This window comes from Mesorhizobium sp. DxT (genome assembly GCF_058448885.1).
The window spans coordinates 76,557-92,249 of record NZ_JBZFLJ010000013.1 but is presented as its reverse complement, the minus strand read 5'-3'; the positions used below and the strand labels follow the sequence as shown (position 1 = coordinate 92,249).

The 15,693-nt window shown below is 67.5% G+C and carries 14 protein-coding genes; 6 read left to right on the top strand and 8 right to left on the bottom strand.

From position 1 onward, the window contains the following. Positions 1–1,332 carry an amidohydrolase family protein gene (locus tag ACVJNE_RS21320; RefSeq protein WP_499568804.1) on the top strand — a complete coding sequence of 444 codons (1,332 nt, stop codon included), beginning with the start codon at positions 1–3 and terminating at the stop codon, positions 1,330–1,332. Beyond that, positions 1,332–2,252 (top strand): nucleoside hydrolase, encoded by a 921-nt coding sequence (locus ACVJNE_RS21315; RefSeq protein WP_499568803.1) that lies wholly within the window; start codon positions 1,332–1,334, stop codon positions 2,250–2,252. The genes ACVJNE_RS21320 and ACVJNE_RS21315 overlap by 1 nt, the downstream gene beginning before the upstream one ends. 445 nt (positions 2,253–2,697) lie before the next feature. On the opposite strand, the gene ACVJNE_RS21310 is transcribed toward ACVJNE_RS21315, so the two are convergent. Then, the gene (locus tag ACVJNE_RS21310; protein WP_499568802.1) at positions 2,698–3,873 is read right to left on the bottom strand and encodes an amidohydrolase; all 1,176 of its coding nucleotides are present in this window, start codon (positions 3,871–3,873) and stop codon (positions 2,698–2,700) included. Positions 3,874–3,956: 83 nt separating this feature from the next. Here ACVJNE_RS21310 and ACVJNE_RS21305 point away from each other — a divergent pair, with 83 nt between their 5' ends. After that, on the top strand, positions 3,957–4,667 hold the full coding sequence (locus ACVJNE_RS21305; protein WP_499568801.1) for a phosphoribosyltransferase: 711 nt from the start codon (positions 3,957–3,959) through the stop codon (positions 4,665–4,667). Here ACVJNE_RS21305 and ACVJNE_RS21300 read toward each other — a convergent pair. The 5 genes from ACVJNE_RS21300 to ACVJNE_RS21280 form a co-directional block, all read right to left on the bottom strand. Continuing rightward, on the bottom strand, positions 4,654–5,859 hold the full coding sequence (locus tag ACVJNE_RS21300; protein ID WP_499568800.1) for an efflux RND transporter periplasmic adaptor subunit: 1,206 nt from the start codon (positions 5,857–5,859) through the stop codon (positions 4,654–4,656). The two genes, ACVJNE_RS21305 and ACVJNE_RS21300, sit on opposite strands and share 14 nt — an antisense overlap. 3 nt (positions 5,860–5,862) lie before the next feature. Beyond that, entirely contained in the window at positions 5,863–8,220 is a 2,358-nt protein-coding gene (locus ACVJNE_RS21295) for an ABC transporter permease (protein ID WP_499568799.1), read from the bottom strand. Positions 8,221–8,224: 4 nt separating this feature from the next. After that, positions 8,225–8,938, bottom strand: coding sequence for an ABC transporter ATP-binding protein (locus ACVJNE_RS21290; RefSeq protein ID WP_499568798.1), 714 nt, complete (start codon positions 8,936–8,938; stop codon positions 8,225–8,227). A gap of 95 nt (positions 8,939–9,033) precedes the next feature. Then, entirely contained in the window at positions 9,034–10,044 is a 1,011-nt protein-coding gene (locus ACVJNE_RS21285) for an LLM class flavin-dependent oxidoreductase (protein ID WP_499568851.1), read from the bottom strand. A gap of 443 nt (positions 10,045–10,487) precedes the next feature. Beyond that, positions 10,488–11,549 carry an Atu2307/SP_0267 family LLM class monooxygenase gene (locus tag ACVJNE_RS21280; RefSeq protein WP_499568850.1) on the bottom strand — a complete coding sequence of 354 codons (1,062 nt, stop codon included), beginning with the start codon at positions 11,547–11,549 and terminating at the stop codon, positions 10,488–10,490. 154 nt (positions 11,550–11,703) lie between these two features. On the opposite strand from ACVJNE_RS21280, the gene ACVJNE_RS21275 reads away from it, so the two are divergent. Together ACVJNE_RS21275 and ACVJNE_RS21270 are read left to right on the top strand one after the other, a co-directional pair. After that, on the top strand, positions 11,704–12,378 hold the full coding sequence (locus tag ACVJNE_RS21275; protein ID WP_368801813.1) for a DUF1028 domain-containing protein: 675 nt from the start codon (positions 11,704–11,706) through the stop codon (positions 12,376–12,378). Further along, the gene (locus ACVJNE_RS21270; RefSeq protein ID WP_499568797.1) at positions 12,371–13,243 is read left to right on the top strand and encodes an N-formylglutamate amidohydrolase; all 873 of its coding nucleotides are present in this window, start codon (positions 12,371–12,373) and stop codon (positions 13,241–13,243) included. The genes ACVJNE_RS21275 and ACVJNE_RS21270 overlap by 8 nt, the downstream gene beginning before the upstream one ends. An 8-nt stretch (positions 13,244–13,251) precedes the next feature. Here the strand turns inward: ACVJNE_RS21270 and ACVJNE_RS21265 are convergent, their stop codons facing one another. Together ACVJNE_RS21265 and ACVJNE_RS21260 are read right to left on the bottom strand one after the other, a co-directional pair. Continuing rightward, the gene (locus ACVJNE_RS21265; RefSeq protein ID WP_499568796.1) at positions 13,252–13,734 is read right to left on the bottom strand and encodes a CAP domain-containing protein; all 483 of its coding nucleotides are present in this window, start codon (positions 13,732–13,734) and stop codon (positions 13,252–13,254) included. 62 nt (positions 13,735–13,796) lie between these two features. Continuing rightward, complete coding sequence (locus tag ACVJNE_RS21260) at positions 13,797–15,077, bottom strand: DNA recombination protein RmuC (RefSeq protein ID WP_499568795.1); 1,281 nt, start codon at positions 15,075–15,077, stop codon at positions 13,797–13,799. A gap of 68 nt (positions 15,078–15,145) precedes the next feature. On the opposite strand from ACVJNE_RS21260, the gene def reads away from it, so the two are divergent. Further along, positions 15,146–15,673 carry a peptide deformylase gene (gene def / locus ACVJNE_RS21255; RefSeq protein WP_173189950.1) on the top strand — a complete coding sequence of 176 codons (528 nt, stop codon included), beginning with the start codon at positions 15,146–15,148 and terminating at the stop codon, positions 15,671–15,673. Positions 15,674–15,693 lie beyond the last annotated feature (20 nt).

Here is a 15,693-nt window from a genome sequence, read left to right as displayed (position 1 = left end):
ATGACCACCATCATAACCAATGCCACGCTGATTCCTTGCACGCCCGACATGCCGGCGATCGAGGGCGGGTTCGTCCATGTCGACGGTGAGCGCATCGTCGCGACCGGAGCCGGCCCCGCACCGCGGGTCGAGGGCGCCGAGGTGGTCGACGTCGGCGGCGACATCGTCATGCCGGGCATGGTGAACCCGCACTGCCACATGGCGATGACGCTGTTTCGCGGGCTGGGGGAGGATGTCGACGACCGGCTCTACCGCTACGTGCTGCCGATGGAGCGCAAGTTCGTCACCCCGCAGATGGTGCGCGCGGGAACGGCGCTGGCAGCACTCGAGCTGATCGAGGGCGGCGTCACCACCGTCGCAGACATGTACTACTTCGAGACCGAAGTCGGCCGGGTGGTCGACCAGGCCGGCATACGCGGCGTCGTCGGGCAGACCATCGCCGATTTCAACCCGCCCGATCACAAGACCATCGACGAGGGCTTCGCGCTGACGGAAGCGCTGGTGGATGAATTCGCCGGCCATCCGCGCGTGACCGCGTCGATCGCGCCGCATGCGCCTTATTCGACCGACATCGCGGTGATGAACCGCGTCGCGCGCTGGGCCGACGACCACCCCGACGTGCCGGTGCAGATCCATCTCGCCGAAATGGATTCGGAGATGGAGTGGTGCGCGAAGAACCACGGCCTGCGCCCGGTCGAGGTGGTGGAGAAGGCGGGTCTGCTGTGCAAGGGACTGATCTGCGCGCACTGCCTGCATGTCAGCGACAGCGACATCGAGAAGATGGCCCACGCGCAGGTCTGCGTCGCGCACAATGCGCGCTCCAACGCCAAGGCGGGGCGCGGCATCGCGCCAGTGGAGGCGATGCGCGCGGCGGGCATTCCGGTCGGCGTCGCGACAGACGGGCCGATGAGCGGCAACACGCTCGACCTGTTCTCGCAGTTCGCGCCGGTGACGATGTTTCAGAAGCTGCTGGGCCACAGCCGCAAGCCGATGCCGGCGAGGGAAGTGATCCGCATGGCGACTATCGAAGGCGCGAAGGTGCTGGGCATGGATGGCAGGATCGGCTCGCTGGAGCCCGGCAAGCAGGCCGATCTGATCCGCATCGACGTGTCGGCGGCGCGCCTGCAGCCGATCTACGATCATTACGCGACGCTGGTGTTCTCGGCGATGCCGGTGGACGTGCGCGACGTGATGGTTGCGGGCGCGTGGCTGATGCGGGACCGCGGCGTGAAGACGCTGGAGCGCAGGAAGGTGATGCGCGACGCGCTGCAGGTCGCAGGTGAATTCAAGGCGGAGATGGCGCGCATCGACGCCGCCGACGGGCAGGCGTAATGAGCGATGCAACCATCCGCGCCGTGATCGACACCGATCCCGGCATCGACGACGCGGTCGCGATTCTGCATGCGCTGTCGTCGCCCGCCTTCGACATTCTCGGCCTCACGACGGTGGCCGGCAATATCGGCATCGAGACGACAACCCGCAATGCCGGCCGTATCCTGGCGCTGGCGGGGCGCGGCGACATCCCGGTGATTGCGGGCGCGCCGGCGCCGCTTTCGCGCAAGGGTTTCGACACGGCCGACATACACGGCAATGATGGTCTCGGCGGGGTCCGGTTTCCGGAGCCGGCGGTACCGCCGCTGGCGGACGCGGTCGAATGGCTGGCGGGCCTGCTGATGCGCGAGCCGGAAGGCAGCATCGACATACTGGCGCTCGGCCCGCTGACAAACATTGCGCGGCTCGTGAGCGACTACCCCGAAGCGGCGCGGCGCATCCGGCGGCTGATCGCCATGGGAGGCGCCGTCGACGAGCCGGGGAATATCGGCCCCCGCGCCGAGTTCAACATCGCCGCCGACCCCGAGGCCGCCGACATCGTCTTCCGGGCAGGGCTCGAGACGGTGCTGGTGCCGCTCGACGTGACGCGCAAGGTGCGCGCGACCCGCGCCTATACGGCCGCCCTGCGCGAGAGCGGCGTGGCCGCCGCTGCCGCCTCGGCCGACCTGATCGACGCCTATTTCCTGTCGACCTCCGGTGGCGAGAGCCGGCCGCTGCACGATCCCTGCGTCATGCTGTTTGCCGAACGGCCCGACTTGTTCAAGCTGGAGACGCTGCCGATAGCGGTCGACCTGGGCGAGGCACCCGACGCAGGTGCGCTCGACGTCGACCGGAAGGCAGGCACCGCAATTGCAGTGGCGATGAAGGTCGATAGCGCGGGTGCGCTGGAGTTGCTGGGGGCGCGGTTGTCGGGCCGGTAGTGCGTCCTTCGAGGCTCGCTTTGCTCGCACCTCAGGACGAGGGAAGCCGAGCGTGCCTCAATGCGAAAGCGTGGGCTCGAAGCATGCTGTTCTCCTCACGGGGCTGCTTCGCGACCATCCTCTGGCCGGCTGTAGAGGGCAATCGGATATGGCGTTACCCCCACCCCTTACCCCTCCCCACAAGGGGGAGGGGGTTCTGGAACGTGAGCGCTCTACACAGACGCCGCCGGAAATGGCGAAACATCAAGGTCTCCCTCCCCCTTGTGGGGAGGGGTAAGGGGTGGGGGTATGAGACCGCCACGGCGTTGGTTGTTTCCATATGCTGCCCTGTCGACGCATCGGGGGAGGGGCCGCGAAGCGGCCGGATGAGGAGGAACGATAGACTTCGAGCGCGACCTTCCTCATCCTGAGGTGCGAGCGTAGCGAGCCTCGAAGGGCGCACCACTCACCCCGCCTGCAGTTCCTGCTCCACCAGCGTGGTCCAGAAGCGGACGCCGGGTTCGATGGCGGCGTCGTTGAAATCGTAGCGGGTGTTGTGGTGCAGGGCGCCGTCTTGCGCCGGTCCGTTGCCGAGCCAGACATAGGCGCCGGGGACTTTTCCCGAGAAAATCGCGAAATCGTCGCCCGCTGTCGATGGCGGATAGGCGGTCGCCACGTTTGCGGTGCCGAGCGCGGCCTGCGCGGCCGCCAGCGCGCGCTGCGTTGCGTCCGCCTCGTTGATGACGGGCGGCATGCCGCGGCGGTAGTCGTAGGTAACGCGGATGCCGGCAGCCGCAGCTATGCCGGCGGCAATACGGCCGATCTCCGCTTCGATCAGGTCGCGCACTGTGTGGCTGTAGGCGCGCGCCGTGCCGCCGATGCGCACCTCGTCGGGGATGACGTTGAGCGCCTTGAAATCACCGGCCTCGATCGCGCAAGCGCTGACGACGGCCGCCTCCACCGGATCGACCTTGCACGAAACGATGGTGTGGATCGCGCTGAGGAACTGGCCGGTGGCGACCGTAGGGTCGAGGCCGAGATGCGGCTTGCCGCCATGAGTGCCGACGCCCTTGAAGGTGACCTCCCAGCGGTCGGACGAGGCAAGCTGCGGGCCGGGCACCACCGCCATCTCGCCGATCGCGATGCCGGGCATGTTGTGCAGGCCATAGAAACGGTCGATCGCGAACCGCTTGAACAGGCCGTCGTCGACCATCGCCTGCGCGCCGCCCCGGCCCTCCTCCGCCGGCTGGAACACGAAATGCACGGTGCCGGAAAAGGAGCGGCTGCGCGCCAGCTTGCGGGCAGCGCCCAGCAGCATGACGGTGTGGCCGTCATGGCCGCAGGCGTGCATCTTGCCGGGGAATTTTGAGCGGTAAGGGCGCTCCGTGGCGGTTTCGGGCATGGCGAGCGCATCCATGTCGGCACGCAACGCGATCGATGTGGTACCGTTGCCCCGCTTGAGCGTGCCGACCACGCCGGTTCCGCCGATGCCGTGCTCGACCGCGATGCCGCAATCGGCAAGAAACGTCTTCACGATGGCGCTGGTGCGCTCCTCCTCGAAGCCGAGCTCCGGATGGGCGTGCAGGTCGCGGCGCAGCGCAACCAGTTCTTCGAGGTCCTGCGGGTCGAGGAAATCGCTCATCTCTGGACACGTCCCGTGATGCGGTTAGAAGGTGGTGCTCGCCTTTGCAGGTCGCCCTTTTTATTCCGGAAAGCAAGTCGCCGATGCTCGCTCCACACCAGTTCTGGCAGGAAATCCACGCGCCGGGCACCTTTGCCGACGGCATCGCGGAAGGGTTTGCCGATCTTTATCCGGCTACGCTGCCGGACGGGCGGCAGGTGTCGCTGCCGATCCGGGTTCTGCCCGGCGGCGACGATCGCGCAGTCGCCTCGCTGATCGTCAACCAGGCAAGCTTCGCCGTCGAGGACGCGCTTGCCGAAGCGATGATGGAGTCGGCGCGGCACTATCATCCGGCGGTGGTGGTCGGCGTGCCGACGCTGGGCCTGCCGCTGGCGGCCAACGTGGCGCGGCGGCTTGGCCACCCGCGCATGGTCGCGCTCGGTACCTCGCGCAAGTTCTGGTACGACGAGGCGCTGTCGGAACCGCTGCGTTCGATCACCAGTCCCGGCGGTGAAAAGCGTATCTATGTCGATCCGCGCATGCTCCCGGTGTTGGAGGGGCGACCCTTCGTGCTGGTGGACGACGTGGTCAGCACGGGCGCGTCGCTGGTTTCGGTGCTGCGGCTTTTGGAGCGCGCCGGGCTGCGGCCCGCTGCGGCGATCTTCGCGATGCTGCAGGGCGAAAGCTGGCGCGATGCGCTGGCCGAAGCCGGCATGGGCGACCTGCCCATCCATGGCGCGACGGCGACGCCGCTGCTGGCGCGCGGGCAGGACGGGCGATGGCGTCCGCAGGGCGGCGACGTCAGCGCCGCGTGATTTCCACGCCCTCGGTGATCCTGTCGCTGGGGTGCATGATGACCTGTTCGCCTTCCGAAAGGCCGGACAGAACGACGGCGTTGCGGGCGTCGCGTGCGCCGACGTCGACCGTGCGCAGCGCTGCCTTGTTTTCCGCGCCGGCGACAAAAACGGCCCAGTCCGCGCCTTGCCGGAAGAGCGCGCCGAGCGGCACCAGCAGCGCGTCCTCGTGGCGCTCGATGGTGATGCGCGCCGTCACTCGGTAGCCGTGGCCGAGCCCCGGGCGATCCTCCGGCGGGGCGAGAAGGTCGAGGATCGTGCGTACCCGCTGCTCCTCGATGCCGAGCGCCGAGACCTTTGTGAAGCCGGTCGGCTCGACGCGGCGCACCCGCGCCTCCAGCGGCGGACCGCCCCAGCCTTCGATCCGGGCGTCGGCCTCGGGCGGCACGCGTACGGCATCCGCCGAGAGAAGCTCGGCCACCACTTCGAGTTCGGCCGGATCGCCGATCTCGACGAGCGGCGTGCCGGCGGCAACCACCGCCTCGCTCTCATGGTGGATGGTCAGGATTTCGCCGTTCACCGGCGATTCGACGGTGATGCAGCAGCCGCCATTGCCGTTGCTGGTGACGCTTTCGGGGTCGTCCAGCCGCGCCTGTGCGCTTTCGCGTTCGCGCCTGCGCATCTCGACGCTCGCGGCGGCACTGGCAAGCCGGGCCTCGGCCTGGGTTACGGCTCCCCGCGCCTCCTGCAGCGAGCGATCGGAGACGATGCTGCGGCGGCTGAGTTCCTCGTTGCGGGCAGCTTCGGCCCTTGCCAGCTCCAGCGCGGTTTCCGCCTCGCGGTACTGGGCTTCGGCAAGCCGCACCGCCGCGCCGGCCGCTGCAAGGGCGGCTTGCGCCTCGCGTCGCGAACGGGTGTCGAGCAGAGCGGGCGCGGCCGGGCGAACCACGCCGACGATGGTTTCGCCAGCGACCACCTGGTCGCCGACGTGGCCGGGCGTGCGCTGCACCGTGCCGGCCACGGGTGCCGACACCGTATAGACGTCGCGGATGCGCGTGCGCGCGTCATCGCTGACGGTCACCTCCAGCGTGCCGCGCTCGACCGCGGCCATGTCGACCGCCACCGGCTGCGCGCGGAACGCCCACCACGCCGCCGCGCCGGCCAGCGCCAGGCCGGCCACGATCCAGGCAGATTTTCGAAGCGGAATCGCCATCGGTCACTCTCTCGTCTTCAAGACTTCTATCAGGTCGAGCCGGTCGATGCGCCGGCGCACGATCAGCGCCGACAGCGCCGAGGCCACCAGCACCACGACGCTCGCCCAGGCATAGGTGGAGCGCTCGATCACCAGCGGCAGGCGGAACATCTCGGTCGCCAGCCCTTCGGCGGTCGAATAGGCCATGGCGTAACCGAGCAGCCAGCCGAGCGGCAGGGCGGCAAGCGTCAGGATCGCGAACTCGCCGAGCAGGATCCACGACACCTCGCCGCGGGTGAAGCCGAGCACCCTGAGGCTTGCAAGCTCGCGCCCCTGCTCGGATAGCTGGATGCGCGCGCCGTTGTAGACGACGCCGAAGGCGATGATGCCGGCAAGCGCGACATAGATGGTCACCATCATGGTGAGGTTTTCGGCCATGGTTTCGCGGAACTTGGCGACCGAGGCGCGCTGCAGCGCGATCGAGCCGACCATCGGCAGGTTCTTCACCGCTTCGTAAAGGGCGGCGATCTGCGAGGCGTCGGTAGTGACGTGCACGGCCGAGATGGACGGCCCCTCGCGCATCAGCCGGTTGAGCGCCTCGATCTCCATGAAGGCGCCGAGGCCGATATAGCTTTCGACGATGGCCGAGACGGGTAGCTGCACGGTCTCGCGGTGCTCCTCCATCAGCTCGATCTCGATCGTTTCGCCGCGACCGATCTCGAGGATGTCTGCGAGCGCCGTGGTCAGCACGACGCCCTCGCGCGGCATGGTCACCTCCTGACGGTCGACGTCGAGCAGGCGCGACAGGTTCGAGCCGGCCGGCTTGCCGGTGATCGAGAGCCGACGTTCGAGGTGGCCGTTGCGGAACCGCGCGGCCACCATCCGTGCGGGCTCGGCCGCCATCACGCCGGGCAGGCGCTCGACTTCGTAGAGCGCTTCGGCAGGCAGCTTGTGGACGAAACTGATCGTCGCATGCTGCCGCTCGGCGCTGAAGAAGGTGATGTCGATCATCTCCTCGACCGCGTCCAGCGAGAACAGCGAGCCGACCAGCACCGCGACCGACAGCGCGATGCCGAAGCTGGTGAAAAGCGAGCGCAGCAGCCGGCGCACGATGTTGCGTCCGATCATCACCGTGGTCTGCGGCAGCAGCGATATGAAGGGCAAGCCGCCGCCGAAGAGCCGGCGATAGCGCGCAGGCGCAGGCGGGCGCATCGCAACGGCGGGCGGCAGGGCGGCCGCGGCGCGCACCGAGCGCAGCGCGCCCAGCGTCGCGGCCGCCACCGAAACGGCGATGGCGATGACATAGACGTCGAGGCTGAGCCGGAAGATCAGGAACGGGAAGTGGAAGAAGTCGCCATAGAGGCGGGTAAGGCCGCGCCCCAGATATGTGCCCGCCGCGATGCCGATGGCGACGCCGATGAGCGCGATGACGATGACGAGCTTCATGTAGTGCCAGGCGACGCCGGCGCCGGTGTAGCCGACGGCTTTCATGAGGCCGATCTGCTCGCGCTCCAGGGCGATCAGGCGCGACAGGATCATGTTGACCAGGAAGCCGGCGACCAGCAAGAAGATCGGCGGCAGCACGTAGCTCATCGCCTGAAGCTGCGTCAGCTCCGCATCGAGGAAGGCGTGGCTCTGCTGGTCGTCCCGATCATGCGCGCCGCGCCCGCCAAAGGGTTCGAGCAGCCGGTCGATCTCGTCGATCACCGGCTCGGGCGGCTGCCCGCGCAGGAGCTTGACGGAAACCGCGTTGAACGCGCCGTCGAGGTCGAACGCGGCGGCGAGCGCCGTCTGCGACATCCACACGACGCCCAGCCGCCGGTCGTCCGGCATCAGGTCGGGCACGACGTAGATGAACTCGGGCGACAGCGCGACGCCGACGATGGTGAGCGCGCGCTTGCGGCCGTTGATGATGGCGCTGAGCGTGTCGCCGGGTTCGAAGCCGTGCGCATTGGCGAAGGGCTCGTTGACGACGATCTCGGCCGGATGGCCGGGTGAGGGCAGGCGGCCCAGCCGCATATAGAGCTGGTTCAGCACCTGCTGGCCGTCGTCGGGCACCGAGCCCAGCATGCCGCTGGCGGGTTCCAGCATGCCCTCTATGTCGAGCACCGCGTTCTCGCGGATGCGGGTCTCGACGCTCGCGACGCCGGGGATGGCGGCGATCTCATCGGAGAGGCGTTCCGGGGCGCGGGTGGCGGTGGCGAAGATGTCGGCGAAGGCGTTGCGCTCGTAATAGGCTTCGCGCGTCTCGAACAGCGAACGCTGCGCGCCGACGGCCAGCACCAGCGTCATCACGCCGGCGGCCATGACCAGGGCGATCGCCGCGACCTGCGCCCACAGCCGGACGAGATCGCGCATCAGCTTGCGGTCGAGCACACCCATGGGGTCACCACGCGATCGAGGCCGGTGCCTCGCGCTTCTCGTTCTCTTCGATCCGCGCGACGGTGCCATCGGCGAAGTGAATCACCCTGTCCGCCATGCGGCCGACTGCCATGTTGTGGGTGATGACCAGCACCGTGGTGCCGAGGTCGCGGTTAACCTGCGCCAGCGCTTCCAGCACCCGGATGCCGGTTTTCGAATCGAGCGCGCCGGTCGGCTCGTCGCACAGAAGCACTTCGGGCTTCTTGGCGATGGCGCGGCCGATGGCGACGCGCTGCTGCTCACCGCCGGAAAGCTGCGCGGGGAAATGGTCGTGTCGGTCGCGCGGCAGGCCTGCGATCTCCAGCGCCTCGCCGGGGTCCATCGGATCGCGTGCGATCTCGGTGACGAGCGAGACGTTTTCGCGCGCCGTCAGGCTGGGCACGAGATTGTAGAACTGGAAAACGAAGCCGACATGGTCGCGGCGGTATTTCGTTAGCTCGCGGTCGCCGAAGCCGGTGATCTCCTCGTCGCGGAAGAAGACCTTTCCTTCGGTAGCCGTGTCGAGCCCGCCGAGAATGTTGACGAGCGTCGACTTGCCGCTGCCTGACGGGCCGAGCAAGACGATGAACTCGCCGGCCCCGATCTCGATGTCGACGCCGCGCAGCGCCCGCACCTCGACCTCCCCGGTGCGGTAGACCTTGGTCACTCCCTCGACGGTGTAGATCGGCCCGGCGTTCACGCGGCCTCCCTCATTCGCGAACGAATGATCTTTAGCCCAAACTCAGCCCGGCCCGTTGATACACGTCAAAGGTGCATGTTGACAGCCCCGGTCGCCTATTCGGCGGCCTCGGCGCGGTCCAGTTCGTCGCGGGCGGCCGCCAGGATGTCGAACGAGCGCACCCGCGCCGTGTGGTCGAAGATCTGGGCCGTGACCATCAGCTCGTCTGCGCCGGTGCGCGCGACGAAGGCCCTGAGCCCGTCGCGGACGGTCTCGCGCGAACCGACGATGGCGCAGGAAAGCGCATGGTCGAGCATCGCCTTGGCTGACGGGTCAAGATTTTCGGCAAAGCCGGGAACGGGCGGCGGCAGCTTGCCGGCGCGGCCCGTGCGCAAATTGACGAAGGCCTGCTGCAGCGAGGTGAAGAGCAGCCGCGCTTCCTCGTCGGTGTCGGCGGCGAAGACGTTGAGGCCGAGCATCGCGTAAGGCCTGTCGAGATGCTCCGAAGGCTCGAAGCGTGTGCGGTAGACTTCCAGCGCATGCTCCATCTCGGCCGGCGCGAAATGCGAGGCGAAGGCGTAGGGCAGGCCGAGCATGGCGGCGAGCTGCGCGCCGTAGAGGCTGGAGCCGAGCATCCAGACCGGCACGTTGAGGCCGGCGCCCGGCACGGCGCGCACGCGCTGGCCGGGTTCCTCCGGCTTGAAGTAGTGAATGAGCTCGACGACATCGTTGGGGAAGGTATCGACGCCGCCGCCCATATTGCGCCGAAGCGCATGCGCGGTGAGCTGGTCGGTACCGGGCGCGCGGCCGAGCCCGAGATCGACGCGGCCGGGATGGAGTGCTGCCAGCGTGCCGAAGGCCTCCGCCACCATCAGCGGCGAATGGTTGGGCAGCATGATGCCGCCGGCCCCGACCCGGATGGTGGAGGTGCCGGCCGCGACATGGCCGATCACCACGGCGGTTGCCGCACTGGCGATGCCAGGCATGTTGTGGTGCTCGGCCAGCCAGTAGCGATTGTAGCCAAGGCGCTCGGCATGGCGGGCTAGATCGAGCGTGTTGGCGAGCGACTGCGAAACGTCGCTGCCCTCAGGCACGGGCGAAAGGTCGAGTACGGAGAGCGGTATCATCGCCCGGATATAGGATGTCCGCACACGTTCACCAACCGCCTCATGTTTGTGCCAGTCGCGGTTTGCGGGAACCCTCATGAAGGCGTCATCCCAGCCGAGCGAGCCTGCGAGGGAGAGCCGGGAAGCGCTGCGGCCTCTCCATGTCGGGGGGTGTTGCGATCACTTACCGTCATCCCGGCCAAGGTCGCGAAGCGACCGCCGAGCCGGGACCCATTGGTCCGGAAATCGTAAGGCGCGGCCCGGTGCTTACCTTGGCGCATGACAGCGCCTGCCGTGCGTGATCTGCGCCGCGCTAACTGCGGAGACCGGCTGCGCCTCTCAATGGGTCGCGGGTCTGCCCTCACTCCGCTCGGTTGCCCGGGATGACGGCGAAGAGGTCGCGGTTCCGACTTCAATGTCGGCGATTCGTGGCGACATCCATGACGGCGGGGAGGTTGAAGGCTTTATGCTTCGGCGGCGGTTGTTTCCTTCGCCGCCACGGCCTTCTTCACCTCTGGCGCGACCTTCGTGCCGAACAGTTCGATGGCCTTCATGAGCTTCGCATGGTCCATGACGCCAATTGCCATCTGGATGACGAAGCGGTCGAAGCCGAAGATCTCGTGGTTGGCAAGAATCTTGTCGGTGACTTCCGCCGGGCTGCCGGCGAAGTTCGCGCCGCGCGGGGCGGCGGAGGCGGCGAACTGGTCCTTGCCCGTCGGGCCCCAGCCGCGCTCGCGCCCGATACGGTTCATCACGTCGGTGTGTGCCGGAAAGGCCGTGTCGATAGCCTCCTGCGTCGTTTCGGCGACGAAACCATGCACGTTGATGGAGGTCTTCAGGGTTGCCGGGTCGCGTCCGAACTTGGCTGCCGCCTCGCGGTAGAGCTTGAACAGCGGCGCGAAACGGTGCGGCTCGCCGCCGATAATGGCGAGCGCCAGCGGCAGGCCGAGCATCGCCGCGCGGCCGACCGATTGCGGCGTGCCGCCGACGGCGATCCATAGCGGCAGCTTCTCCTGCAGCGGGCGCGGATAGACGCCGCGATTGTCGACCTTCGGCGTGTGCTGGCCACCCGGCCACGAGAAGATTTCACCCTCGTTCAGCTTGATGAGCATTTCGAGCTTTTCGGCGAACAGTGTGTCGTAGTCCTCGAGCGCGTAGCCGAACAGCGGGAAGGATTCGATGAAGGAGCCGCGGCCCGCCATGATCTCGGCACGGCCCTCGCTCAGATTGTCGAGCGTGGCGAACTGCTGGAACACGCGAATCGGATCGTCCGACGACAGAACCGAAACCGCGCTCGACAGGCGGATGTTCCTGGTGCGCGTGGCGGCGGCCGCAAGCGCGACGGCGGGCGAGGAGACCGCATAGTCGGGGCGGTGGTGTTCGCCCAGCCCGAAGAAGTCGAGCCCGAGCTGGTCGGCAAGCTCGATTTCCTCGACGAGATTGCGCAGCCGTTCCGCCGGCCCGACCTTTGCGCCGGTAACCGGGTCAGTGCCGACATCGGCGAACGTGTAGAGGCCGAGTTCCATCATAAAGTCTCCCGAATTGTCTCCGACAGATAGGCTGCCGATCCATCGCGCGCAAAGCGGTTTGCTGTGAACAGTCCATCCTCCGACGCGCGACGCGGGAACCGGGGACGCCGCCCGTCGTTCCCCTGACGTGGTTTCCAGCCAGAGGCGCTTCATGACCTTTTCCATCGTCGCCCGCTGCCCGCGAACGGGCGAGTTCGGCATTGCCGCCATCACCGCGCTTCCGGCCGTCGGCAAGCTTCTGACGCACGCCGCGCCCGGCGCTGGCGCGATCGCCACACAGGCACGGCTGAATCCGTATCTCGGCATCGACGGCATAAGGCTGCTGCAGAGCGGCATGTGGGCCGACGAGGTGATCGAGGCGCTGCGCCAGCATGATCCGCGCATGGATCGGCGGCAGCTCGGCGTGATCGACCGCGACGGCCGCGCCGCGATCTGGACCGGCGAGGGCTGCAAGCCATGGGCGGGCGGGCAGGCGCATCGCGATTTCTGCGTGCAGGGAAACCGGCTCGAAGGGCCACAGGTAATCGAGGCAGCAGTGCGCGCCTTCGGCGAGAAGCCGAACACGCCGCTGGTGGAACGGCTGATCCGCGCGCTTGCTGCGGGCATGGCCGAAGGCGGAGACCGGAAGGAGGAGCGCTCCTCGACAGTCTATGTGGTGGCCAGCGAGGAATATCCGCTTTGGGACATTCGCGTGGACGACCACGACGACCCGGTGGGCGAGCTGATGCGGCTGCATTCGGTCTTCGCGGAGAAGCTGCTGCCGCATATCCGGCGCATGGCGACACGCGCCAACCCGGCCGGCATCTTCGAGGACGGCGATGTCTAGGCAGGGCGAACCCGAAGGCCTGCCGCAGGCGGTATCGGTCCGGCGGCCGGACGGCGAGGAACTACCGCTGCTCTACGATTCGCCGCATAGTGGCCGGGTCTATCCCGAGGATTTCCTGCCGGCGGCCGAGATGCGACTGCTGCTGGGCGGCGAGGACCGGTTCGTCGACGACCTCGTCATTGATGCGCCGAGCCATGGCGCGACGCTCATCAAGGCGCTGTTTGCCAGAACCTATATCGATCCCAACCGCACCGCCGACGATCTCGATCCACATCTTCTGCCGGAAGACTGGGCGGAGGAGACCGCGCCTTCGGTCAATTCGGAGCGTGGCGTCGGGCTGATCTTCCGCCTGATCGGCGACGCGGTGCCGATCTACGACCGGCTTCTGAGCGCGGACGAGATACGGCGGCGCATCGATGCCTACTGGCGGCCCTATCACGCGGCGCTGGAAGACGAGATGGCGCGGCTGACGGAGCGATTCGGCGAGGTGCTGCACATCAACTGGCATTCGATGCAGCCGGTCGGCAATGCGCTGGCGCCAGACCCTGGCCAAAAGCGTCCGGACTTCGTGCTGGGCGATCTCGATGGCACGTCATGCGATCCGGCGCTCACGCGCTTCGTCGCCGACCACCTCTCGGCGCTCGGCTACAGTGTCGGGCTCAACGATCCGTATAAGGGCGCGCTGATCGTGGAGCGCTACGGGAAGCCGGAGGAGGGGCGGCACACGCTGCAGATCGAGATCAACCGCGCCCTCTACATGGACCACGGCACGCTCGACCGCACCGGCGGGTTCGCCGGCCTCAAGGACGATCTGTCGACGTTTACAGATGAACTCGCCGATTTCGCCCGCGCACGGCTTAACTGACGCTTATGCTATTTGCCGAGCACAAGCGTCCAGTAACGCCGGTCGTCATCGGTGCCCGCATAGGCGAGGCCGAAGCGGGTGAAGCGCTTGTCGAGCATGTTGCGGCGGTGGCCGGAGGAGGCCATCCACATCTGGAACAGCCGCGCCATCTCCATGCGCCCGTGGGCGAGGTTCTCAGCTGCCGGCGCGGCGACGCCGTCCGCCTTCATCCGGGTGGCGAAATCGCGTCGCCAGCCGGTGTCGTGCGCCATGCGGCCCGATTGCGCCATGTAGCCGGACTGGCGCAATGCCGCTTTCTCCAGCGTCGGATCGGGTCGCAGCGCCGGCAGGCCGGCTGACGTGCGAATCTCGGCCAGATAGGCCAGCCCGGAGCGTGACGCCCCGGCCGAAGCGCCGGGCGCGGTTCCCGTCTGGCAGCCGGCGACCAGTAGCGCTCCTGCCAGCATGACGGCCGCGCCGGTGGCGCTGCCTGCTTTTGCGATGCGGTTCATGGATGCCCTTCGAATTTGCGACGGTGGGCTTCTTCAAACAGGATCGTGGCAGGATGCGGGCATCATTCGCCGTCTTCGACCACATGCAGCCGCAACTGCCCGGTGCGCGACGAGGCCGTTCGCGGCGCGGGCTCTTCCGCCTCCGGCGCGCCGCCCTCGATGCCGAACTCCAGCGCCTCGATCTTGGCACCGCGCCGCGTGACCTTGTCGACCGAGGTCAGGATCGTCTCGACGTCGCGGCTCGCCTGCGAGAAATGCGTCTGCAGCTTGCGCACGCGATCGTCGAGGCGGCCGACATCTTCCATCAGCCGCACCACCTCGTGCTGGATAAGGTGCGCCTGCTCGCGCATGCGCGCATCCTTGAGCACGGCCTGGATCACCTGGATCGACAGCATCAGCAGCGACGGCGAGACGATGACCACGCGTGCGCGGTGCGCCTTCTGCACGACCGCCTCGAAGTTCTCGTGGATCTCGGCGAAGATCGATTCGGACGGCACGAACATGAAGGCCGTGTCCTGTGTTTCGCCCGCTATCAGGTACTTCTCCGCGATGGCGCGGATGTGGACCTCCACGTCGCGGCGAAAGGCCTGCGCGGCGACCTTCTGCGCGTCCGCGCCTTCGCTCTCGGCGGCGGCACGTATCGCGTTCCACGATTCCAGCGGGAACTTTGCGTCGATGACGAGGTCGGGCGCGCCGTTGGGCATGCGCACGAGGCAATCGGGGCGGTTGTTGTTCGACAGCGTCGCCTGGAACTCGTAGGCGCCGTGCGGCAGGCCATCGGCGACGATCGCCTCCATGCGGCTCTGGCCGAACGCGCCGCGCGTCTGCTTGTTGGACAGGATCTGCTGGAGCTGCACGACCTGTCCGGCCAGCGACTGGATGTTGGACTGCGCCGTGTCGATCACCGCCAGCCGCTCCTGCAGCTTCGCCAGGTTTTCGTGGGTCGACTTCGTCTGCTCGGTGATCGAATGGCCGAGCCGCGCGCTCATCCCGTCAAGCCGCTCGCCGATCGATTTCGTCAGTTCCGCCTGCCGGCTGCCGAAGACCTCGGCGATGGTGCCCATGCGCCCCTGCATCTCGGCCTGCGCGCGGGCGATCTCGGCCATGCGCGCTTCCGCCTCGCGGGCGCGCTGCGAGGCTTCGGCTGCCGCCTCGGCGCGGGAGCGAGCGGAGCGTAGCAGGGCGAACGTGAGGAAAAGGACCAGCAGCAGCATCAGCGCGACCACACCCGCAAGGGCCTGGCCCAGCGTGATTGTGGTCGCGCCGAGATGGGCGACGGGGAGCGAAAGCAGTGCGGCCGGATCATCCATCCCTTCAGGATAGACGATTCGGCTGGCCGGCATAAGACCAAAACGTGAACATTCTCGCCAAAGCCGTTGACGCCTCTGGGGTTAGCGATTACCTGACGGGCATGATCAGACCTCTTGTCATCCTTCCCGATCCCGTCCTGCGCCAGGTTTCCGAGCCGGTGGAGCGCGTCGACGACGCGCTGCGGCGCTTTGCCGACGACATGCTCGAGACGATGTATGACGCGCCCGGCATCGGGCTGGCGGCGATCCAGATCGGCGAACCGCGCCGCATGCTGGTGATCGATCTCGCCAAGGAGGACGAGCCGAAGGCGCCGCATGTCTTCATCAACCCGGAAATCGTCGCCAGCGGCGACGGCGTTTCGGTCTATGAGGAAGGCTGCCTGTCGATCCCGGACTATTACGCCGAGGTCGAGCGGCCGGACACGGTGACGGTGAAATATCTCGACCGCGACGGCAAGGAACAGGTCATCGAGGCCGACGGCCTGATGGCGACCTGCCTCCAGCACGAGATCGACCATCTGAACGGGGTGCTGTTCATCGACCACATCTCCAAGCTCAAGCGCGACATGGTGGTGCGCAGGTTCAAGAAGCTGGCGCGCGACAAACCCCTCAGCCGGATGGCCGGCTAGCCCGCGCCGGCGAGCCGGAG